This is a genomic window from Paraburkholderia sp. RL18-101-BIB-B (genome assembly GCF_046026985.1).
Taxonomy (GTDB): domain Bacteria; phylum Pseudomonadota; class Gammaproteobacteria; order Burkholderiales; family Burkholderiaceae; genus Paraburkholderia.
Window position 1 is genome coordinate 86,819 of the sequence record NZ_JARESV010000028.1, and the last position, 20,484, is coordinate 107,302.

Genomic DNA, 20,484 nt, shown 5'->3' on the forward strand with positions numbered 1-20,484 from the left:
GCATGGCAATCAACAAACTTCATGACGAGTTTCACACGCTGGAAATGCAGCAGGGCTGGCAATTGCCGGAAGGCTACGATCCCGCTTCCGGCGCGCAGGAACTGATTCTTTCCGGCTCGCTGGATACGGACAACAGGAAAGGCAGCCGCACGCGTTTGCTGCGCTTGCCTGCCGGGCTCTTTACGAAAAAGGCGTTTGTGCACGACTACTGGGAAGAAGTGTTTCTGGTGGAAGGCGACCTGACGGTCGGCAACGACGAAGTCGGTCAGGGCGGCACGCCGTTCAAGGGCTACACCTATGCGGTGCGACCGCCTGGCGCCTACCACGGCCCGTTCAAGTCGGAAAAGGGCTGCGTGCTGCTCGAGATTCACTACTTCGATCCGGCCTGATCATGCTGCCCGCCATCGACGCCCTGCGTATTCAGCTCGCCGATCGCCATCTCGACGCACAGGCGCTGCTCGCCTCATGTGTCGAGAGCATCGAGGCCGATGCGGGTGAGGGCGCGAGAGTCTTCCCGCATGGCATCAGCCCCGCGGCGGCGACGCAGGCGATGACGAGCGATGCGTTGCGGCGATACGGCGTCGCGGGCCCGCTCGCCGGCATCCCGATTTCGGTCAAGGATCTCTTCGATGTACAAGGCGAGATCACCCGGGCGGGGGCACGCGTTCTGCCTGAGCACGCAGCCACGCGCGATGCCGTGGCGATTGGCCGGTTGCGTGCGGCCGGCGCCGTATTCGTGGGCCGCACCAACATGACGGAGTTTGCGTACTCGGGGCTCGGCATCAATCCGCACTACGGGACGCCGGCCAATCCATTCGGTCGCGAGACAGCGCGCATTCCCGGCGGGTCGTCGTCCGGTGCGGCGGTGTCGGTGGCGGACGGCATGGCGGCAGCCGCGATCGGCTCGGACACGGGCGGCTCGTGCCGGATTCCCGCGGCCTTGTGCGGCGTGACCGGTTTCAAGCCCACCGCGTCGCGTATTCCACTGGACGGCGCGGTGCCCTTGTCGTGCAGTTACGACTCGGTCGGATCGATGGCGCCGAGCGTCGCGTGCTGTGCCTCGATCGATTCGGTCATGGCAGGCGAAACGGACGCGCCAACGCCGCCATCTTCGGTACGTGGCTTGCGCCTCGCCGTGCCGGCGAAACCGGTGCTCGACGACATGGACGCGCACGTGGCCAGCGCATTCGAGCGCACGCTCTCCCGACTCGCGGCAGCCGGCGCGATTCTGCGAGAAGTGGAATTCGACAGCTGGAACGCACTCGCCGAGTTGACGCTGCACGGCGGACTGGTAGCGGCCGAAGCGTGGGCGTGGCACGTGAATATGATTTGCAACCAGGCGAATCAGTATGACCCGCGGGTTCTGTCCCGCATCCGTTTCGGCAGCCAGCAAAGCACAGCCGAATATCTCCGCACCAAAGCTCGCCGCTCGCTGCTGTGCAGGCAAGCCGATGTCGAATTGCAGCCATTCGATGCCGTGGTGTGTCCGACCGTGCCCATTATCGCGCCACGCATCGCGGAGCTTGCCGACGAGCGTGTCTATACATCGACAAATCGGCTGCTACTGCGCAATCCGTCGATTGCCAACATGCTCGATCTATGCGCCTTGTCCATTCCATGTCACGAGGCGGGCCGCGCGCCCGTCGGCGTGATGTTGATGGGACGGCACATGAGCGACCGGCGTCTGCTCGCAATCGGCGCGGGTGTCGAAGCGATTCTGCGTCGAACCGGCTGACGTCGCGTGCTGGTCAGCCGTCGGGCACCACGCTCGCTATTCAAATCAAGGAGGAGTCCATGTTCAAACGTCTCGTACTTACCGCGGTGCCAGCCGCGGCGATGCTGTGCGCCGGTCTATCCCATGCCGCCGATCCGGTCATGACCAATGGCGGCGTGGTGAAAATCGGTGTGCTCACCGATATGTCTTCCATCTTCTCCGACATCGGTGGAAAAGGCTCCGTTGTCGCTGCGCAGATGGCGGCGGAGGATTTCGGTGGAAAGGTCAATGGCGTCCCCATCAAAGTGATCAGCGCCGATCATCAGAACAAGACCGATGTGGCCGCCACGGTCGCGCGGGATTGGTTCGATAACCAGCACGTGGACATGGTGGAGGATTTGTTGCCGTCGTCCGTCGCGCTGGCGGTGTCGAACGTGGCGAAGGAAAAGCATCGGATCGCCATTGCAAGCGGCGCCGGAACCACGCGGCTCAGCAATGAAGATTGCTCGCCGTACACGATTCAGTACTCGTACGACACGTATGCGTTCACCACGAGCCTCGTGAAGTCGATGGCGCGCAGCGGCGACAACACCTGGTTCTTTCTGACCGTCGACTATGCGCTCGGCGCGTCGCTGGAAAAGGACGCGACCGCCGCGCTGACGGCATCCGGAGGCAAGGTTGTGGGCAAGGCAAAGCATCCGATCAACTCTTCGGATCTGTCGTCCTATCTGTTGCAGGCGCAGGCATCGAAAGCAAAGGTGATCGGCCTTGCCAACGCCGGCAGCGATACCGTGAATGCGATCAAGACGGCACGCGAGTTCGGTGTGATCGGGCAAGGCAAACAGAAAATCGCGGGCTTGCAGCTATTCATCAGCGACATCAACAGCCTTGGCCTGCAGGCTGCGCAGGGAATGATGCTGACCACGCCCTTCTATTGGGACCGTGACGACGCGAGCCGCGCCTGGTCGCAACGCTTCTTCGCGAGAACCGGGCGCATGCCGACGCTGGTCCAGGCAGGCGTCTATTCATCGACACTGCACTACCTGAAAGCCGTCAAGGCAAGCGGAACCGACGCGGCCGACACGGTCATGGCGCAAATGAGGAAGACCCCGGTCGACGATTTCTTCGCCAGGAACGGCACGATTCGCGCCGACGGCCTGATGGTCCACGACATGTATCTGGCCGAGGTCAAGAGTCCGCAGCAGTCAAAAAAGCCGTGGGACTACTACACGATCAAGCAGGTCATTCCGGCGCAGGAAGCGTTCGCGCCGCTCAGCGCGAGCCGTTGTCCGCTCGTCACCGCGAAATCCAACTGAATCGAATCGCGTGTGGCCGGAGCGCCGAACGGGCACACGCCTACAAGGAGACTGTGATGAAAGAAATCTCGTTTGAGGTCGAGGACTGTCAGGGTTCGTTCGTACGAACGATCTCGATCGATACGCTGGTCATCGCCGGCTGGACTGGCCGCGATACCGTCGCTATGGAAAAACACATTCGCGAGCTGGAAGAGTTGGGCGTCAAGCGGCCCGCCTATACACCCGTCTTTTACCGTGTCGCGGCCGAACGGCTCGAACCGACTCCGAAGATCCAGGCGACAGGCACGCAGAGCAGCGGCGAAGTGGAATTCGTTTTGTTGAAGGATGCTGGCGAAACGTTCGTCGGTATCGCATCCGACCACACCGATCGCGAAGTGGAAACCTACGGCATCACCGTATCGAAGCAGATGTGCGGCAAGCCGTGTTCACGCAAGCTCTGGCGCCTGAGCGAGGTTGCTGGCCATTGGGATGAACTGGTGTTGCGTTCCTACGCGACGATCGACGGCGAGCGCGTGCTGTATCAGCAGGGCAAGGTGACAGCCATGCGCTCGCCGCAGGATCTGCTCGACGAGTTTGCGCGTCGTGACGGCCGGTTCGTGGATGGCACGGCCATGTTGTGCGGCACGCTCGCCGCGTTCGGTGGCATCAGGCCGGCCGAGCGCTTCGACATCGAACTCGAAGATCCGATCCTGCGGCGCTCGTTGACCCATAGCTATGCAATCGAGACGCTCCCCGTGGTCGGCTGAAGCCGTCTTTTTACAACGCACGCGTCCAAGGGACGAGGAGAGCGGGTATGGTGCACACCGACCTGATTCTTGAAACCAGCAGCCTCACCAAGTCGTTCAACGGCTTCACGGCTGTCAACGCCGTCGATTTGCGCGTCCGGCGCGGCACGATCCACGCGCTAATCGGGCCGAACGGGGCCGGCAAGACGACCTGCTTCAACCTGCTGACCAAGTTTCTGACGCCGACATCAGGACAGATTTTCTTCGACGGCAAGGAGATCACGCGCGCGGCGCCTGCGTCGATTGCCCGACGCGGGGTGATTCGATCGTTCCAGATCTCCGCGGTATTTCCGCATCTGAGCCCGGTGGAGAACGTGTGTATCGGACTGCAACGCGCGCTCGGCGTGTCGTTCCGTTTCTGGATGAGTAGCGCGGTTCTCGGCCGGCTTAGGAAACACGCGCTGGAATTGCTCGATGAAGTGGGCCTCGCCGCATTTGCCGACGTCAAAACCGCTGAGCTGTCGTACGGCCACAAGCGAGCGCTCGAAATTGCCACGACGCTCGCGATGGACCCGGTTCTGATGTTGCTCGACGAACCGACGCAAGGCATGGGGCATGAGGATGTCGATCGAGTCACGGCGCTGATCAAGAAGGTATCGACCGGTCGAACGATTTTGATGGTCGAGCACAACATGAAAATCATTTCCAGCATCTCGGACACGATCACTGTGCTGCAGCGCGGGGAGATCCTGGCGGAAGGCGCATACGAAGCCGTCGCCGCCGACCCTCGGGTACGGGAAGCCTACATGGGGACCGAAAATGGATCGCTTGAACACTGAACGCCTGAAGAGTCCGGCACCGTCCGGCAACCAGGAAGCGCCTGCCGATGTTCTGAGTATCAAGGGACTGCATGCGTGGTACGGGGAATCGCACATTCTGCATGGCGTCGAGGTTCGCGCCGCACGCGGCGAAGTGGTCACGTTGTTGGGACGCAATGGCTCCGGGCGCAGCACGACGCTCAAATCCATCATGGGTCTCACCGACGCACGGCGAGGCTCGATCTGCGTGAACGGCCGGGAAACGATCGGGATGCCGCCGCAAGGTGTCGCGCGATTGGGAGTAGGTTATTGCCCGGAGGAACGCGGCATCTTCGCGGGCTTGTCGTGCGAAGAAAACCTGCTGCTGCCGCCGCGACTGCCGGTGTCGAATGCGACCGGCATGTCGCTCGAAGAGATCTACGAGATTTTTCCAAACCTCGCGGAACGCAGAGCGAGTCAGGGCACGCGCCTGTCGGGCGGCGAGCAGCAGATGCTGGCGATTGCGCGGATTCTGCGCACAGGAGCCAACCTGCTGCTACTCGACGAAATCTCGGAGGGGCTCGCGCCCGTGATCGTCCAGACGCTCGCGCGGGTCATCACGCTTCTCAAGTCGCGCGGCTTTACGGTGTTGCTAGTCGAACAGAACTTCCGGTTTGCCGCGCCGCTCGCCGATCGCTTTTACGTGATGGAGCACGGGCAGATCGTCGAAACATTCGACGCAAGCCTTCTAGCCGCAAAGACGGGCGTGCTTCAGGAACTGCTCAACGTTTGAACAGGAAGATCATCGTGGAAATCTTTGGTATTCCGCTTACGGCGTTCTCCAGCCAACTGGTCCTCGGTCTCATGAACGGCTGCTTCTATGCCGTCTTGAGCCTGGGCTTGTCCGTCATTTTCGGGCTTCTGAACGTCATCAATTTCACGCACGGCGCGTTCTTCATGCTCGGTGCGCTATTGGCATGGATGGGCACGAACTATCTGGCTCTCGGCTATTGGCCGATGCTCATCGCCGCACCATTCGTGGCCGGCGCGTTAGGGGCGCTCGTCGAGCGGACCATGCTGCGCCGGATCTACAAGCTCGATCATCTGTACGGTCTGCTGCTCACGTTGGGCCTGACGCTGATTATAGAAGGGCTGGGCCGGTCTTTTTATGGCGCATCGGGCATGTCTTATTCCGCGCCCGAAGCGTTGATGCAAGGCATGCAGCTCGGTTTCATGGTGCTGCCCGCGTATCGGGGATGGGTGGTGGTGGCGTCGTTGCTCGTGTGTGCCGGAGTCTGGTGGACGATCGAGCGGACCAACCTCGGCGCGCTGCTGCGCGCGGCGACAGAGAACCCGAAGCTGGTGGCGGCATTCGGCGTCAATGTGCCGGCCATGGTTACGTTGACTTATAGCAGCGGGGTGGCACTTGCCGCGCTGGCCGGCGTTCTTGCCGCACCCGTCATGCAGGTGTCGCCGCTGATGGGCCAGAGCGTGATCATCACCGTGTTCGCGATCGTCGTGATTGGCGGGATGGGATCGATCGCGGGGTCGGTCATTACCAGTCTGTGCCTTGGCCTGATCGAAGGGCTGACCAAGATGTTTTATCCGGAAGGGTCGGCGACAGTCGTATTCGTGATCATGGCGCTCGTGCTGCTCGTGCGCCCAAGCGGTCTTTTTGGCAATTCGAAGTGAGGCACATCATGCGAAACTGGATTGTAGGGGCTCTCGTATTGGGCTGTTTGGCCGTCGCTCCGTGGCTGGGTGCGTACCCGGTGTTCTTGATGAAGCTGATGTGTTTCGCCCTGTTCGCGTGCTCGCTGGATTTGCTGCTCGGTTATGTCGGCTTGCTGTCGTTCGGGCACGCGGCGTTCTTCGGCGGGGCCGCCTTCATCGCGGGCAGCGCCATGCGGGATCACGGCTACTCGCCGGAAGTGGCACTGCTTTTCGGTACCGGCGTGGGCGCGGCGCTCGGACTGATATTCGGGCTCTTCGCCATTCGGCGCAAGGGAATCTATTTTGCAATGGTGACGCTGGCGTTTGCCCAGATGCTGTTCTTTTTCTGCGTTCAGGCGCCGTTTACGGGCGGTGAAGATGGCTTGCAAGGTGTGCCGCGCGGGCGTCTGTTCGGCGTGCTTCCGCTCGAGAATGATCTAACACTGTATTTCGTGATCCTGTCGATTACGGCGGTCGTCTTTCTCTTTCTTGGCCGCGTCATTCATTCTCCGTTTGGCAGAATCCTCACGGCGTTGGGAGAGAACGAAGCACGGACGATTTCCCTTGGTTACGATGTGGACCGCTTCAAGCTTCTCGCGTTCGTACTATCAGCGGCAATGGCGGGGCTTGCCGGTGCGATGAAGACGCTGGTGCTGGGTTTTGCGACTCTCTCGGATGTGCATTGGACGCTATCCGGTACGGTCATTCTGATGACGCTGATCGGCGGGCTTGGAACGCGGCTGGGTCCGGTGGTGGGGGCGGTGATCGTCGTCGTGCTGGAATCCAGGTTGGCGGCGTTCGGCGGCTGGCTGGCCGATGTGACGCAGATCGCGTGGTTTCAGGGGTTGGGCGAGTCGGTCAGTTTGCTGACCGGCGTGATGTTCGTAGCCTGCGTCTTGCTGTTCAGACGCGGCATCGTCGGGGAATGCGCGCAATGGATGGAGCGGCGCGGGCGCATGCGAGCCCGCGGTCTCGAACGTCCGGCTCAGCACGAAGCGGTGCGGGCCGGGCTGGCCGAAGGGCAGGGCGGGTAAGCCGGGCTCCCTCATTCAGCGCTAATTCTGGGCGCGCAATATGTTCTCGTGGTTGGCAATCGTCGTGGAAAAGATCGATGCCGCGGTGACTTCGCCGCATCGAACTGCCGCCGTTAATTTGCGGACGGCGCCGGGATCGACCTGGCAAGCGACGTTGCAAGAGCCCGAGCCGTATCCCATACCCAGAATGAAGCTGCAACTTTGAAGGAGCATTACCATGAACAAGTTTTTCCGCACCACACTGCTCGCCGCCATGATCGCTTTGCCGACTGCGGCGTTCGCACAACCTGTCGCCCAGGTCGATGAAATGCAGGTCGAGATGGTGGCCTATGAAGTCGTCGGTGTCGATTCACCGCCGATGTCGACGCATACCACTCCGGCTATCGGTAACCACGGCGCGCACGTCGGCGCAATGCCAGCCGAACTGCTGCGTCCGAACTCGAACGTGGGCTTGAATTCGATTTACCTCCGTCACTAAATAATGACGCAGACATTAAAACGCAACCGGCGATTACGCTCGACACATGTCGGGCAGTAATCGCCGGTTCAACGCTTGCGAGTCGTCAACTGGACTCGGTGTCTAACCGGGCCTATGGCGATATCGAATGCCGACCGTACTGGGCTTCCCTGTTTCCGGCAATTTGCGCGGGCACGGACCGACCTTCGCAGTCCTCCCGCGTTTCACGCTCAGCTATTGCATTTCGGTGCCGCCGTCGAGGCGGGTCAATCGGCCCGTACTCGGGACGCGTCGCGCGAATAAAACGCGAACGGTTGATGGTTCATCTCGATCATTCGCATGCGGTTTTCGAGGTCGGCGAAATCGACCGCTTCGGCCAGAAACGCGTCGCGTTGGCGGTCTCGTGAGTCGAAGAAGAGTGAACCCAGGCCCTTGGCAAATTTTTCAAACATGACGTGCTCCGTTCGTTAGTACGACGAGCGTGATGAATGAATGGCCTTGAAATGAAGCGCTGCCCGTCGATGAACATCATCGTAGGCGCGAAGAATGAGTTGCAAATGAGCGGTGAACGATGGCGATGAACGCCGGGCGATGTTATGCGCCGAGCAGGTTGAGCCGCAAGATTGCGCCACGCAGTTTCCGGCAACCGGGTACGCCGCCCATCAAGCAGCACCGGCCGGTTCAATTGGAAAACTGACCGTGGCAACGATGCCGGACTGTCCGTCGCTGCGATTGCGGAGCGTCACCGTCCCGCCATACCGCGTGACAATCGCCTTCACAATCGAGAGCCCGAGCCCACTGCCCTCAATGTCCGTATTGGCGCGAAAGAAACGATCGAACACGCGGGGCAGCAGGGTTTCGTCAATGCCGGGACCGGTGTCCGTCACTTCGACATCCACCATTCCGTTCTGCACGCGGGTCGACAAATCGATCGTGCCACCGTCGGGCGTATAGCGAACCGCATTGCTGACGAGGTTCTTGATCACGGTGCCGACGTCGAGTTCGATTGCGCGCACGTTGGCGCTGACCATTTCGTCCGCGCCGATATCGATGCCACGCTGCATGGCGATCGGCAACACGTCGGCAATGGCGTTGACGACGGCGGCCGCGACATCGACGCTGACCATCGCCCGTGTCAGAGATTGGCCGACGGGCGGCGCGTCCGCGCGCGCGAGCCGCAACAACTGCGAAATCAGATTGCTGCTGCGCGTGATCCCGCCTTGAAGCGCGCGAAACCGTTCCTGATTGCTGGGCATGATGTCTCGTTGCAGATTGTCAGCCTGCAATTGCAGAGCCGTGAGCGGTGTTCGCAACTCGTGCGCGGCATCGGAAATGAATTTGCGCTCACTCTCGACGGAGCGGGCAAGCCGCTCGATCATCAGATTGATGGAGCGGATGAACGGCAGCAGTTCGGTGGGCACACCTGTGAGCGGCAACGCTTGCAGATGGTTCACGTCGATAACGCGGACCTCGTTGCCGAGCCGATTCAGTTCCCGCAACGAACGGCTCACGACAAAGATCACCGCGGCCCAGACGAGCGGAATCAACACGACGATCGGCCATAGGGTCTTGGTCGCGGCGGTCTCCTCGATCTCATGACGTACTGACAGGCGCTGTGCGACCTGGACAGTCTGAGCGCCGTCACGCGCCGTATAGATCCGCCACCGTTCGCCATTGACCACCGGCGACGTGAAACCGGTGGCCGCATCGCGCGGCAGGAGCAGCGATGGCTCGGTGGATCGCACGGGCTGTGTTTCGCCCTCTTTCCAGATGACGATGAAAATATCGCGAGCGTCTTGCGACCCGCGCGCCGGAACCGTCGGGATGCCGTCGCCGAAGCCAACTCGCAAACGCGATGCGACCTGTTCCATGCGCAGATCGAGCACCGCGCTCATGCCTGCCACGCAGAACTGGTAGGAGCTCACGCCCTGCAGAATGGCGAACAGGCTCACCACGGCGCCGATTGCGATAACGAGTTGGTTGCGGAGCGATTTGAGCATGGATGTGAACGTCAGAAGGAACGAGTGGCGAGGCCGCGAGAGGAAGCACGCGTTCCCGTTATTGGCTTCAGCATGAGCGTTGCTTCATCGCGGCGTGAGCCTTCCAGTTCATTTTCGGCCTTTGCCCGCGGGCTCGGCGGGAACGATCTGGACGTGCTCGATCGCGGCTTCCACCAGATCCTCGGCGCTTCGTATGCCGTCGGCGGATGCGGCCAGCGCATTCAGGCGTCCGTCGATCAGAAGCAAAGCAAGTCCGTGAACGTAGGCCCAGCCCGCAGTCATGGCGATGGCCTGAGCCGCAGTGGTTCGGCCGAATGAGGATCTATCCTCCTCCGTGCGTTCGGCTGGCGCGCTGAATACGCCGGCCAGGGCGCGCGCCGACACTTGCCGAGCCTGCGTGAGAGCAGGGCGCGCCGCGTCGAGCATTTCGTTGCGCGACATGAGGTGCAGCAAATCCGGATTGGCCACCGCGAAGCTGACGTAGCCGCGGGCGATGGCTTTGCGCCGCGCCTGGCCCGCTTCGATACCGTCCGCCTGCTCCGCCATGGAAGCGGCGAGCCGCCGGTGTCCGCTGGCGGCAAGTTCGCTCAACACCCCAGCCGTGTCGCCGAAATGATGCTGGGGCGCCGTATGCGATACGCCGGCCTCGCGCGCGATAGCGCGCAATGTCAGACCGCGAATGCCGTCGCGCCGTAGTACGACCTCCGCCGCTTCAAGCAACGCGTGGGGCAGGGCGCCGTGATGATAGGGCTTGTCGCGTGACGAGTGATCGGCTGGGGCAGTAGTTTTTGGAGACGCGGACGCTTTGCGGCGTGACGTTGCTTCTTTCATGGTTGTTGGTCGCAAGCAGTATTTTTACAGTGAAAAGATATATTGGCCGACTGAAAGGGGAAAGTCAAAATCTTCGCGCTGAAAATATCGACCCATACGTCGCGGACTACATGCCGTTCAGCCTATGCAGCCGGTATCCGTTGATCAGGCCGACGTCGTAAGCGCTCTCGAGGGCGCGAGCAATATCTTCGGCGCGGACCACGACAAAGCGCGCGTCCTGCCTTTGTACTGGCGAAGCGAGGGGCTCGATGCCCAAACAATCGATCGCTATTTCACTTAAGGTGTCTAAACGTTCATCGCCAAGCGTATTCATACAGGTGGCTGTCATCAAATGGATTCCCTGTTTGCGCGGCAGGCTGCGCCATTAGCGCGATCCGGAATTCCAGTAGTGCCACTGATCGAATCACCGCGCTGGTCGCGTCGAGCGCAAATCTTTACAATGGTAAAAATATCGTCTCCTAGCGTGACGCCGGTCAAGTCATCTTTGCACTGTAAAAATATATGGGAATGGATTGTCGTTAAAACTGGCTCGCTGATCCCGATGCGGATGTTTGCGTTCATTGATGTCGGCGCGCAGGCGTTCGAACTGCCGCGGTCGTTGCAATTGCACCGATTTTCACAAGGCGCTGTGCTTTTCCATCCTGCCGGCATCGCGATGTTTGACGACGTGCCGGCGCGTCTCGCAGGCCACGCCGACCAGCAGCGGGAAGATCGAGCCGGTGGCTGCGGCACTCGCGCTCGCCACCGAGATATCTATGAGCCATTCAAGCACGTCGGCCATGGGTCATCCCCATCGTTACCATGACGATGAGGGTATCGGGCTTGAATTAGCGATGAATTAGCACGGCTTCAGGCTAACGTAAGCTTCGCGGCCGACGGTCGGTGCAACGCGAGGCCAAGCCGAGCGCCGCTAGACGGCCTGGACCATTGCCGGCCAACCTGGTAGCATCGCGCGTAGAGACGCCGTGGATAGTCGGCGGCCCTGCAACTCGCTGGACATCTAGATAGATTGGGTATGGAAAAGAAACGATCGCGGATCCGCCGGGAAGCGCTGTGCCCGCCGATTGGCGCGCTGCTGCGCTACCAGGCGCGCATCGTGCGCGTTGTCGCCGAAGCGCGCGGCCAGCGAGCGATGATTGAATCGCTCGACACCACGGGTCGCACTTTTGTCAGCACCGTGAAATGGAACAGCCTGCGCGAGCTTGGCGCTCAACTGTTCTGATATTGAAGGCCAACGCATCGGCCTGAAATCGGCGACAAATCAAATAGTGGGAAGCAGGCAAGCGACGCATTCAGGAGTCTCGTCCTATTAGGGAATGCCTAACCTTGAGCCGGCGAGGTCCAGCGTCGTAAAATCGTGGCACATCGATTTGAGGGCCCAGCAATGCGTCTGGCTTCTCGTTGCGATTTCAACCGCGCTTTGCACCGTCCGTCTTTGCACTGCGATACCCGGCGGCGCCCGGCGCAGCGGGGTTCCACGTTTTTTCGATCCGCTCCTCGCAATGAGGCCAGCGGCGCTCGCGGATTTGTCGTTCGATCCGCATCATGACCCCGCTCATTTCCGTCAAACGGCTCAGCAAGCGCTTTCCCGGCGTGAGGGCGCTTCACGAAGTCCAGTTCGAGCTCATGACGGGCGAAGTCCACGCGCTAATGGGCGAGAACGGCGCCGGCAAGTCGACGCTGATGAAAATCCTCGCTGGCGTGTACACGCGGGATACCGGCGAAATCATCTATGACGGCCAGCCGGTCGATTTCCAGAGCCCGCGCGAGGCGCAGGCCGTGGGCGTCGGCATCATTCATCAGGAACTCCAGCTGATGAACCATCTGACCGTCGCGCAGAACATGTTCATCGGCCGCGAGCCACGCGGGCGACTCGGACTGTTCCTCGACGAAGACAAGCTCAACGCGCAGGCGCACGACATTCTCGCCCGCATGCATGTGAGTCTCGACCCGCGCGCGGTGGTCAGCACGCTGACCGTCGCAAAGCAGCAGATGGTCGAGATCGCCAAGGCTTTGTCCTACGACTCGCGCGTCCTGATCATGGACGAACCGACCTCGGCGCTCAACGACGCCGAAATCGCCGAGCTGTTCCGCATCATCCGCGAGCTGAAGGGCCGGGGCGTGGGGATCGTCTATATCTCGCACAAGATGGATGAGTTGAAGCAGATTGCCGACCGCGTCACCGTGTTGCGCGATGGTGAATATGTGGCAACGGTCGAGGCGAAAGACACCAGCGTGCAGGCGATCATCGGCATGATGGTCGGGCGCACCTTGACCGACGCCGCGCCTTCCCAACACATCGCCAACCAGGGCGAGGTCGCACTCGAAGTCACCAATCTGAACGCCGGCCCGCTGGTCAGAGACGTGAGCTTTGCGCTGCGCAAGGGCGAGATACTGGGTTTTGCGGGCTTGATGGGCGCCGGTCGTACCGAAGTCGCCCGCGCGGTGTTCGGCGCCGATCCGATCGAATCGGGCGAGATCGTCGTGAAAGGCGTGAAAGCGACGATCAGGAATCCGAGCGATGCGGTGGCGCGCGGTATCGGCTATCTATCGGAAGACCGCAAGCGCTTCGGCCTTGCGACCGGAATGAGCGTCGAATCGAACATCGTGATGTCCAACTTGCGCAAATTCCTGTCGCTGAACTTTTTCCTGCGCCGTACGCAGATACGCCAGACCGCCGCGCATTTCATCAATCTGCTCGCCATTCGCACGCCTTCCGCGACGCAGGAGGTGCGGCTGCTCTCGGGCGGCAATCAGCAGAAAATCGTCATTGCGAAATGGCTCGAGCGCGACTGCGACGTGCTCTTCTTCGACGAGCCGACGCGCGGCATCGACGTCGGCGCTAAAAGTGAAATCTACAAGCTTCTGCGCTCGCTCGCGGATCAGGGCAAGGCAATCGTAATGATCTCGTCGGAACTGCCGGAAATCCTGCGCATGAGCGACCGCATCGTCGTAATGTGCGAGGGCCGCATCACCGGCGAACTTCCTGCGACGGGAGCGACCCAAGAGCGCATCATGCAACTGGCCACGCAGCGCGAACCCCTAAACGCGGCGTGAGCCTCGAGAGGTCTCTTATGACACTGCAATCGGACACTTCGGCGCTGGGCAATAAAAAGAGGTCCTCGAGCCTTAGAGCCCGCGTCTTCACGCCGACCGCTTTGCAAAAGCTGCTCGCCTTCGGGAGCCTGATCCTGCTGTTGGTGTTTTTCAGCTTCGCGTCTCCCGCTTTCATGCAGATGGACAACATGCTCGGGATTCTGCAGGCGACGGCGGTCAACGGCGTGCTGGCGATCGCCTGCACGTTCGTCATCATTACCGGAGGCATCGATTTGTCCGTCGGCACGTTGATGACTTTTACCGCGGTGATTTGCGGCGTGTTTCTGACCTATTGGCATTTGCCGATGTGGACCGGCGTCCTTGCCGCGATTGGCACGGGCGCGATCTGCGGGACCGTTTCGGGCACCCTCACGGCGAAAATGAAAATACCGCCGTTCATTGCCACGCTCGGCATGATGATGCTGCTGAAAGGGCTTTCACTGGTCGTCTCGGCCGACAAGCCGATCTATTTCACCGACACCGAAAACTTCTACATGATCTCGCAGGATTCGCTGATCGGTGACCTGTTGCCGAGCCTGCCTGTTCCGAACGCGGTCCTGATTCTGTTTTTCCTGGCGGTGGTGAGTTCGATCACGCTCAATCGCACTGCGCTCGGCCGTTATACCTTCGCGCTCGGCAGCAACGAAGAGGCGGTGCGCCTGTCCGGCGTGAATGTCGATCGGTGGAAGATCGCCATTTACGGTCTGAGCGGAGCGATTTGCGGCGTCGCCGGTCTGCTCATCGCCTCGCGCCTGAATTCGGCCCAGCCGGCGCTAGGCCAAGGGTACGAACTCGAAGCGATCGCGGCCGTGGTCATCGGCGGGACTTCTCTTAGCGGCGGCGCGGGCACGATTCTCGGCACGATCATCGGAGCGTTCATCATGAGCGTGCTGACCAACGGTCTGCGCATCATGTCCGTCGCGCAGGAATGGCAGATCGTGGTGACCGGTCTCATCATCATTCTCGCGGTCTACGGCGATATTTTGCGGCGCAAGAAAAGCTGACGCGACGCGGGGCAGGATAAGGAATGGAGCGCCATAAGCTCCCCAACGGCTGAAGTTGATAGCCCATCTTAGGAGGAGAAACACCATGTTGAAAAGAAAACTAATCGGTGTCGTGGTAGGCGTTGGCGCTCTCATTGGCGGGACGAGCGTGACATATGCGGACACCTACATCCCGCTCATTTCGAAGGGCTTCCAGCATCAGTTCTGGCAGGCCGTCAAAGCCGGCGCGGAACAGTCGGCCAAGGAGCACAACGTCAGGATCACCTTCGAGGGGCCGGAAACGGAGGCCATGGTCGACAAGCAGATCGACATGCTCTCGGCCGCGCTAGCCAAGAAGCCGCAGGCGCTCGGCATCGCCGCACTCGATAGCAAGGCGGCCATTCCGCTGTTAAAGCGCGCGCAGGCCGGCAAGATACCCGTGATCGCTTTCGACTCCGGCGTGGACAGCGATATTCCGCTGACGACGTGTGCAACGGATAACCTCGCCGCGGCTGCCCTCGCCGCCGACAAGATGGCCGAGGCGATCGGCAATGCCGGCGAAGTCGGCGTGATCGTGCACGATCAGACGAGCCGCACCGGCGTCGATCGCCGCGATGGCTTCCTGAATGAAATGAAATCGAAGCACCCGAACATCAAGATCGTTTCAGTCCAATATGGCGGCGGCGACCATTTGAAGTCGGCGGAAATTGCCAAGACGATGATCCAGGCCACCCCCAATCTCAAGGGCATATTCGGGGCGAATGAGGGCTCGGCCGCAGGTGCCGCGATCGGAGTCAAGGAATCCGGCAAAAAACTGGTGCTGATCGGCTTCGACTCCGGCAAGGAGCAGAAGGACGACATCAATTCGGGTTTGATGGCCGGCGCCATTACGCAGAACCCGGTCGGCATCGGCAAGTGCGTGGTCGACTCCGCGGTGAAGGCGCTCAAGGGCGAGAAGCTGCCCAAGAAAGTCGACACGGGCTTCTACTGGTACGACAAGACCAATATGACCGATCCGAAGATCGCAGCCGTGCTCTACGATTGATCGTCGCCGCCTGAACGCGGTGAGAGGGGATGGGTCGCGGCGTCGTTCGATGCCACGGCCCTGTTGGCTTTTGGACCGAAGTCGATGGCTGCCGCAGAGGAGAGTGTTCAGATGCCCACGATCACCAAGCTGTCCGTCCGTGACATTCGGTTTCCCACCTCGCGCTCATTGGACGGCTCCGATGCAATGAACGCCGCGCCGGATTATTCCGCCGCCTACGTCACGCTCGAAACTGATTCGCCCGACGCGCTCACTGGCCACGGCCTTACCTTCACGATCGGACGCGGCAACGAGATTTGCGTGACCGCGGTACAGGCGCTTGCTCCGCTGATCGTCGGCAAACGGCTCGAGGATATCGCCGCGAACATGGGCGCTTTCTGGCGCGCGCTGACGTCGGACAGCCAGTTGCGCTGGATCGGCCCGGACAAGGGCGCGATTCATCTGGCGACGGCGGCTGTCGTCAACGCGGCCTGGGATCTGTGGGCCAAAGCGGAAGGCAAGCCCGTGTGGAAGCTGCTCGTCGACATGAGCCCCGAAGAACTCGTGCGTTGCCTCGATTTCCGCTACGTGACGGATGCGATCACGCCGGAGGAGGCCATCGCCATGCTGCATCGTCACGCGAAAACGCGCGGCGAACGCGAAAAGGAGATGCTTGCACAAGGCTATCCGGCCTACACGACATCGGCCGGCTGGCTCGGCTACGACGACGACAAGATCCGCCGGCTCGCGCGTGAAGGCGTCGCGCAGGGTTGGACGCACTTCAAGCAGAAGGTGGGCGGCAATCTCGAAGAGGATATGCGCCGTGCTCGCATCCTGCGCGAAGAAATCGGCGAGGATCTGAAGCTGATGATGGACGCGAACCAGGTGTGGGATGTCGACGAAGCGGTCGCGAACATGCGGCGCCTGGCGCAATTCGATCCGTGGTGGATCGAGGAGCCCACGAGTCCCGACGACATTCTCGGTCACGCGGCCATCCGCGAGCGGATTCGGCCGATCGGCGTCGCGACGGGCGAGCACTGTCATAACCGGGTGATGTTCAAGCAGTTGCTGCAGGCGCGGGCCATCGACTTCTGTCAGGTCGATAGCTGCCGCCTGGGTGGGCTGAACGAAGTGATCATCGTCCTGCTGATGGCGGCGAAATTCGGCGTGCCGGTGTGCCCGCATGCGGGCGGTGTCGGATTGTGCGAGTACGTCCAGCACATTTCGCTGTTCGACTATATCTGCGTGTCGGCGTCACTGGAAAACCGGGTGCTCGAATACGTGGATCATTTGCATGAGCATTTCGTCGATCCGGTTGTGATCCGCCATGGCCGTTATATGCCGCCGCAGCGTCCGGGTTACAGCATCGAGATGCATGCGGCGTCGCTTGATGAGTATGACTTTCCTGAGGGGGCAGCGTGGAAGGGGTGAGGTGTGGCCCGACTTGAGTCTGCGAAAGCGTTGCGCTGAATTGTGCAGCGCTGATTCTCTTGGTTCGACGTCTTACCGCAACCCCAGCGCAAGCTCCGCAAATTGCATGGCTCGCGCGTTCGCATCGCCGTAACGGTGCGCGATATATAACGTAGTCGTGGTGTCGGTCTCATCGAGCGTTCTGAACACGACGCCGGGCACCGCGATGGTTTGCAACGTAGCCGGCACCAACGCAATGCCAAGCCCTGTCGCCGTCAGGCCGATCAACGTCGAAGCCTGCTGCGCTTCTTGCACCACCTGCGGTTCAAAGCCGCGTTTCGCGCACAGCGCAAGTATCTGCTGCGACACGGCCACACCCGCGGCGCGCGGATACGCAATAAACGGCTCGCCGCGCAAATCCTTGATCTTGATCGACGTGGCCTTCGCCAGGCGGTGCCCGGCATGCATGGCAACAAGCAACGGCTCTTCCATCAACGGCGTGAAAACGAGTTCGGTCCGCGGCGTGTTGTCCGGCAACCGCAGCAAACCGACATCCAGCTCACGCTGTTCGATCGCCTCGATCTGCAACGACGAGGACAGCTCGAGCAACGAGATATTCACCTTCGGCCGCTGCGTGCGGTAAGCGTGAATCAGACGCGGGAAAAGCGGCGACAACGAAGACGCGTTCGTATAGCGTCAGCAGCTTCGGCATTGGCGGCAGTTACCGCTTCGGCCGTAGCCTTACTCGTCTCCTGTTCACCGATGTGCATTTCCGCGTTCGCGACGACAGCGGCTCTATGACCACTTACGAGGCCAACGAAGTATTCCAGCTAACGCCCGCCACCACGCTGATGGGCGGCTACTGGTATAGCAAACTCGAAGGGCAGAAGTGGCAGAACGTGACGGCGCTGCTCGACTATGCGTTGTCCAAGCGTACCGACGTCTACACGAGTGCAACGTATCTGCGTGCATCAGGCGGCGCGGCGCCTGTGTTTCTCGGCGGTGGCGTGGCGCCGGTGTTTGCAAACGGCGAGTATGTGAGTACCGGCCAATCGTCGACGGCGGTGCGCGTCGGCATTCGCACCTTGTTCTAGGGTTTCGTTTAATGTGGCGGCGTGATTGGCGGTTCATCCGACGATCTGGCCGCCTGACGTTCTAATCGTCAGCGAAGTATCTGATCGATGACGCGCTGATTGGCAAGCGAACTCTCGAGAGAAAATGCGAGTCCGGTTTTGCGGCCGATGACCGTGTCCGAGAAGTCCTCTACCATCGCCTGATACTGGTCTACATCGCTGAATTTCTGCAAGTGTTCATTGCCTGTTTCATTTGAACGATGGCGGACTTGCGCAGGGCCATAGCTTCCCGGATTGAACGGCGCATCGACGCTCAGCCATCCTTTGGTGCCATGAAAGATCATGTGCTGGCGGCGCGCCATTTGTGTGCCGCAATAGAAGCTCAGCGTGAACCCCGGAAAATCCGCGACGCAGCGGGCGAACCGGTCGGTGCCGAAACGCGGGTCCAACACGACCTCGCTCTGGACGCGATCGGGTTCCAGGCCGGTGGCAAGACGCGTAGTGACGACCGGATATACGCCGATGTCTCGCACGCCGCCGCCGCCGAGTGCGAGGTTGTTCTTGAGCGCGTCGGGGTCGTCATTGAAGTAGGTAAATGAGCCTTCAACCAGCTTGAGCTCGCCGATCAAGCCTTGTGCAAGACTATCGCGCACAAAGGTCCACTGCGGATGATGCGCCACCATGAACGCTTCGGCGCATACAAGACCCGTTTGATCGCGCAACGCGATCAGTTCCTGCACCTCGGCCGCACTCATGGCAATCGGCTTCTCGCACAACACGTGCTTGCCGCCGAGCATTGCCTTCTTGCACCATTCGAAGTGGCTTGCCGTCGGCAGTGGAATATAGATCGCATCCACGTCCGGGCTCGCGATCACTTCCTCATAGCTGGACGATACATGCGCGATATCATGCTTCGTCGCGAAAGCCTGCGCGCGGGCGTGATCGCGGCTGGCTACCGTAGTCACCCGGCCATTGCGCGATCGTTGCAGGGCCGGCACCACGAAGTTGTTCGCGATCTTTGCGGCGCCTAATACGCCCCAACGGACTCTGTCTGTCATTGTCTTTCCTTTATTGTTGATGCGGTTCCGCGTTGCGCTGTCAGCAGACGCTCTGCAGACGTTCGGCACAGATTGCCAGAACTTCTTCCGGATCACGCCGCCACCAGTCTTGCGCGGAAAAAATTTCGACTTCGATCAGCCCATCGTAGCCGGCTCGTTCAATGGTTTGCCGAACGGCGGGCAGGTCGATCACGCCATCGCCCATCATGCCTCGATCGAGCAACACGTCGCGCGTTTCGCGCAGCCAGTCACACACGTGATACGCAAGAAGTCGCTCGGCGCGGCCCGCTGCCTCGATTGACGCCGTCAGCGCGGGGTCCCACCAGCAGTGATAGACATCCACGGCGACGCCGATCATTCCGCTGCGATCATTATCCACGCGCTCGCAAATTTCCAATGCCTGCGCGATGGTGTTGAGCACGGCACGGTCAGCTGCGTACACCGGATGCAGCGGTTCGAGCGCAAGCGGCACACCGCAGTCGCGAGCGGTTTCTAGCAGCATCGCAATGCCCTCTGTAACCTGGTTTCGCGCGCTCGTCAGATCCCGGCTGCCTTCGGGCAGTCCACCGACCACCATCACGAAGCAACGCGCGCCGAGGGTGGCCGCGTCACGCAACGCAGCGCGGTTGGCTTCGACGTTCGCCGCGAATTCCGCCGATGTCGTCGCCGGCAAGTAAGTCGAGCGGCAATAGCCCGTTACCGTGAGATCGAGCGCCTTGATCTGTCTCGCGATCTGCACGACGTCGGCTTCGTCGACTTCGCGACGCCACGGCGCAATCCCGCCGAAACCGGCTCTGGCGATGCGGTCAATCGTGCGACTGAGCGGCTCCCGATGCCCCAGCGTGGCGGTATTGATGGAGCACAGGTCGAGTCTTCCCTGAAGGTTTCTCATAAGTTTCCAGATCGATATCGAACACGAGCAGGCCTTGCGCGCCGCCATCGAGTGCTTCGAGCAGACGCGCGCCGATCGCCTGATGCGTCGGGTGTGCGAGATACGCAAAGCAGGCCGCGCGGCTCTCGAAGTCCATCATGAAGCCGTCGGCGAAGTTCATGCCGTAGCCTTCCGGCGACACATTGGGTCCGCACTGAAAGTTCGTGAAGGCAATGCCGGGCACTTCGGTGAGCCGCCGGATCTGCTCGAAGAACGCGAGCCGCCGCGCCCCCCGGGGGGGGGGGGGGCAACCGCCCGCGACAAACGTGCGCCCCCCCCCCCGGGGGGGGGGGGGACGCTTAGCGCACCGGGCGCGAACGCG

26 protein-coding genes are annotated in these 20,484 nt (G+C 61.1%); 15 read left to right on the forward strand and 11 right to left on the reverse strand.

Annotation, left to right across the window (positions count from 1 at the left end):
- Positions 1-2: 2 nt before the first annotated feature.
- The 9 genes from P0D73_RS30475 to P0D73_RS30515 all read left to right on the forward strand — a co-directional run bounded on the left by P0D73_RS30475 (position 3) and on the right by P0D73_RS30515 (position 7,777).
- Entirely contained in the window at positions 3-389 is a 387-nt protein-coding gene (locus P0D73_RS30475) for a cupin domain-containing protein (protein WP_408180286.1), read from the forward strand.
- 2 nt (positions 390-391) lie between these two features.
- A complete protein-coding gene (locus tag P0D73_RS30480; RefSeq protein WP_408314178.1) occupies positions 392-1,735 on the forward strand; it encodes an amidase in 1,344 nt (447 codons plus the stop codon).
- A 59-nt stretch (positions 1,736-1,794) separates the two neighbouring features.
- Complete coding sequence (locus P0D73_RS30485) at positions 1,795-3,030, forward strand: ABC transporter substrate-binding protein (RefSeq protein ID WP_408314176.1); 1,236 nt, start codon at positions 1,795-1,797, stop codon at positions 3,028-3,030.
- 56 nt (positions 3,031-3,086) lie between these two features.
- Positions 3,087-3,776, forward strand: coding sequence for a DUF2848 domain-containing protein (locus P0D73_RS30490; RefSeq protein WP_408283681.1), 690 nt, complete (start codon positions 3,087-3,089; stop codon positions 3,774-3,776).
- A gap of 47 nt (positions 3,777-3,823) precedes the next feature.
- Positions 3,824-4,594, forward strand: a complete 771-nt coding sequence (locus P0D73_RS30495; RefSeq protein WP_408283679.1) for an ABC transporter ATP-binding protein — start codon at positions 3,824-3,826, stop codon at positions 4,592-4,594.
- Entirely contained in the window at positions 4,575-5,345 is a 771-nt protein-coding gene (locus tag P0D73_RS30500; RefSeq protein ID WP_408283676.1) for an ABC transporter ATP-binding protein, read from the forward strand. Before P0D73_RS30495 ends, P0D73_RS30500 begins: the two co-directional genes overlap by 20 nt.
- Positions 5,346-5,359: 14 nt before the next feature.
- On the forward strand, positions 5,360-6,244 hold the full coding sequence (locus P0D73_RS30505; RefSeq protein WP_408434262.1) for a branched-chain amino acid ABC transporter permease: 885 nt from the start codon (positions 5,360-5,362) through the stop codon (positions 6,242-6,244).
- 8 nt (positions 6,245-6,252) lie between these two features.
- Positions 6,253-7,299, forward strand: a complete 1,047-nt coding sequence (locus P0D73_RS30510) for a branched-chain amino acid ABC transporter permease (RefSeq protein WP_408283671.1) — start codon at positions 6,253-6,255, stop codon at positions 7,297-7,299.
- 217 nt (positions 7,300-7,516) lie between these two features.
- On the forward strand, positions 7,517-7,777 hold the full coding sequence (locus tag P0D73_RS30515; RefSeq protein ID WP_408434265.1) for a hypothetical protein: 261 nt from the start codon (positions 7,517-7,519) through the stop codon (positions 7,775-7,777).
- Between the two features lie 245 nt (positions 7,778-8,022).
- Here the strand turns inward: P0D73_RS30515 and P0D73_RS30520 are convergent, their stop codons facing one another.
- From P0D73_RS30520 to P0D73_RS30545, 6 genes are all read right to left on the reverse strand, one after another.
- Positions 8,023-8,208 carry a DUF3563 family protein gene (locus P0D73_RS30520; RefSeq protein ID WP_408283666.1) on the reverse strand — a complete coding sequence of 62 codons (186 nt, stop codon included), beginning with the start codon at positions 8,206-8,208 and terminating at the stop codon, positions 8,023-8,025.
- A 210-nt stretch (positions 8,209-8,418) separates the two neighbouring features.
- Complete coding sequence (locus tag P0D73_RS30525; RefSeq protein WP_408283664.1) at positions 8,419-9,756, reverse strand: sensor histidine kinase; 1,338 nt, start codon at positions 9,754-9,756, stop codon at positions 8,419-8,421.
- 108 nt (positions 9,757-9,864) lie between these two features.
- A complete protein-coding gene (locus P0D73_RS30530) occupies positions 9,865-10,587 on the reverse strand; it encodes a TetR/AcrR family transcriptional regulator (RefSeq protein ID WP_408434268.1) in 723 nt (240 codons plus the stop codon).
- A gap of 106 nt (positions 10,588-10,693) precedes the next feature.
- Positions 10,694-10,900 (reverse strand): hypothetical protein, encoded by a 207-nt coding sequence (locus P0D73_RS30535; protein WP_408180297.1) that lies wholly within the window; start codon positions 10,898-10,900, stop codon positions 10,694-10,696.
- 14 nt (positions 10,901-10,914) lie between these two features.
- Entirely contained in the window at positions 10,915-11,148 is a 234-nt protein-coding gene (locus P0D73_RS30540) for a hypothetical protein (protein WP_408283661.1), read from the reverse strand.
- 55 nt (positions 11,149-11,203) lie between these two features.
- Complete coding sequence (locus P0D73_RS30545; protein ID WP_408434271.1) at positions 11,204-11,368, reverse strand: hypothetical protein; 165 nt, start codon at positions 11,366-11,368, stop codon at positions 11,204-11,206.
- A 234-nt stretch (positions 11,369-11,602) separates the two neighbouring features.
- On the opposite strand from P0D73_RS30545, the gene P0D73_RS30550 reads away from it, so the two are divergent.
- On the forward strand, positions 11,603-11,809 hold the full coding sequence (locus P0D73_RS30550) for a hypothetical protein (protein ID WP_106278507.1): 207 nt from the start codon (positions 11,603-11,605) through the stop codon (positions 11,807-11,809).
- Positions 11,810-11,996: 187 nt separating this feature from the next.
- On the opposite strand, the gene P0D73_RS30555 is transcribed toward P0D73_RS30550, so the two are convergent.
- On the reverse strand, positions 11,997-12,134 hold the full coding sequence (locus P0D73_RS30555) for a hypothetical protein (protein WP_165923937.1): 138 nt from the start codon (positions 12,132-12,134) through the stop codon (positions 11,997-11,999).
- Here P0D73_RS30555 and P0D73_RS30560 point away from each other — a divergent pair.
- The 4 genes from P0D73_RS30560 to P0D73_RS30575 all read left to right on the forward strand — a co-directional run bounded on the left by P0D73_RS30560 (position 12,133) and on the right by P0D73_RS30575 (position 17,121).
- Positions 12,133-13,644 carry a sugar ABC transporter ATP-binding protein gene (locus P0D73_RS30560; RefSeq protein ID WP_408434274.1) on the forward strand — a complete coding sequence of 504 codons (1,512 nt, stop codon included), beginning with the start codon at positions 12,133-12,135 and terminating at the stop codon, positions 13,642-13,644. The genes P0D73_RS30555 and P0D73_RS30560 overlap by 2 nt on opposite strands.
- Positions 13,645-13,661: 17 nt before the next feature.
- Positions 13,662-14,687, forward strand: coding sequence for an ABC transporter permease (locus P0D73_RS30565; protein WP_132378608.1), 1,026 nt, complete (start codon positions 13,662-13,664; stop codon positions 14,685-14,687).
- Between the two features lie 85 nt (positions 14,688-14,772).
- Positions 14,773-15,711 (forward strand): ABC transporter substrate-binding protein, encoded by a 939-nt coding sequence (locus P0D73_RS30570; RefSeq protein WP_408180300.1) that lies wholly within the window; start codon positions 14,773-14,775, stop codon positions 15,709-15,711.
- 111 nt (positions 15,712-15,822) lie between these two features.
- Positions 15,823-17,121 (forward strand): L-fuconate dehydratase, encoded by a 1,299-nt coding sequence (locus P0D73_RS30575; protein WP_408180301.1) that lies wholly within the window; start codon positions 15,823-15,825, stop codon positions 17,119-17,121.
- A 72-nt stretch (positions 17,122-17,193) separates the two neighbouring features.
- Here P0D73_RS30575 and P0D73_RS30580 read toward each other — a convergent pair whose 3' ends face one another.
- Complete coding sequence (locus P0D73_RS30580; protein ID WP_408180302.1) at positions 17,194-17,775, reverse strand: LysR family substrate-binding domain-containing protein; 582 nt, start codon at positions 17,773-17,775, stop codon at positions 17,194-17,196.
- A 122-nt stretch (positions 17,776-17,897) separates the two neighbouring features.
- Here P0D73_RS30580 and P0D73_RS30585 point away from each other — a divergent pair, with 122 nt between their 5' ends.
- Positions 17,898-18,194: a hypothetical protein gene (locus P0D73_RS30585; RefSeq protein ID WP_494478261.1), complete on the forward strand. Its 297-nt coding sequence runs from the start codon at positions 17,898-17,900 to the stop codon at positions 18,192-18,194.
- 68 nt (positions 18,195-18,262) lie between these two features.
- Here P0D73_RS30585 and P0D73_RS30590 read toward each other — a convergent pair whose 3' ends face one another.
- The 3 genes from P0D73_RS30590 to P0D73_RS30600 are packed head-to-tail and all read right to left on the reverse strand — an operon-like array spanning position 18,263 to position 20,346.
- The gene (locus P0D73_RS30590; protein ID WP_408180303.1) at positions 18,263-19,231 is read right to left on the reverse strand and encodes a Gfo/Idh/MocA family protein; all 969 of its coding nucleotides are present in this window, start codon (positions 19,229-19,231) and stop codon (positions 18,263-18,265) included.
- Positions 19,232-19,271: 40 nt separating this feature from the next.
- Positions 19,272-20,123: a sugar phosphate isomerase/epimerase family protein gene (locus tag P0D73_RS30595; protein ID WP_408180304.1), complete on the reverse strand. Its 852-nt coding sequence runs from the start codon at positions 20,121-20,123 to the stop codon at positions 19,272-19,274.
- Positions 20,038-20,346 carry a Dabb family protein gene (locus tag P0D73_RS30600; RefSeq protein ID WP_408314154.1) on the reverse strand — a complete coding sequence of 103 codons (309 nt, stop codon included), beginning with the start codon at positions 20,344-20,346 and terminating at the stop codon, positions 20,038-20,040. Before P0D73_RS30600 ends, P0D73_RS30595 begins: the two co-directional genes overlap by 86 nt.
- Positions 20,347-20,484 lie beyond the last annotated feature (138 nt).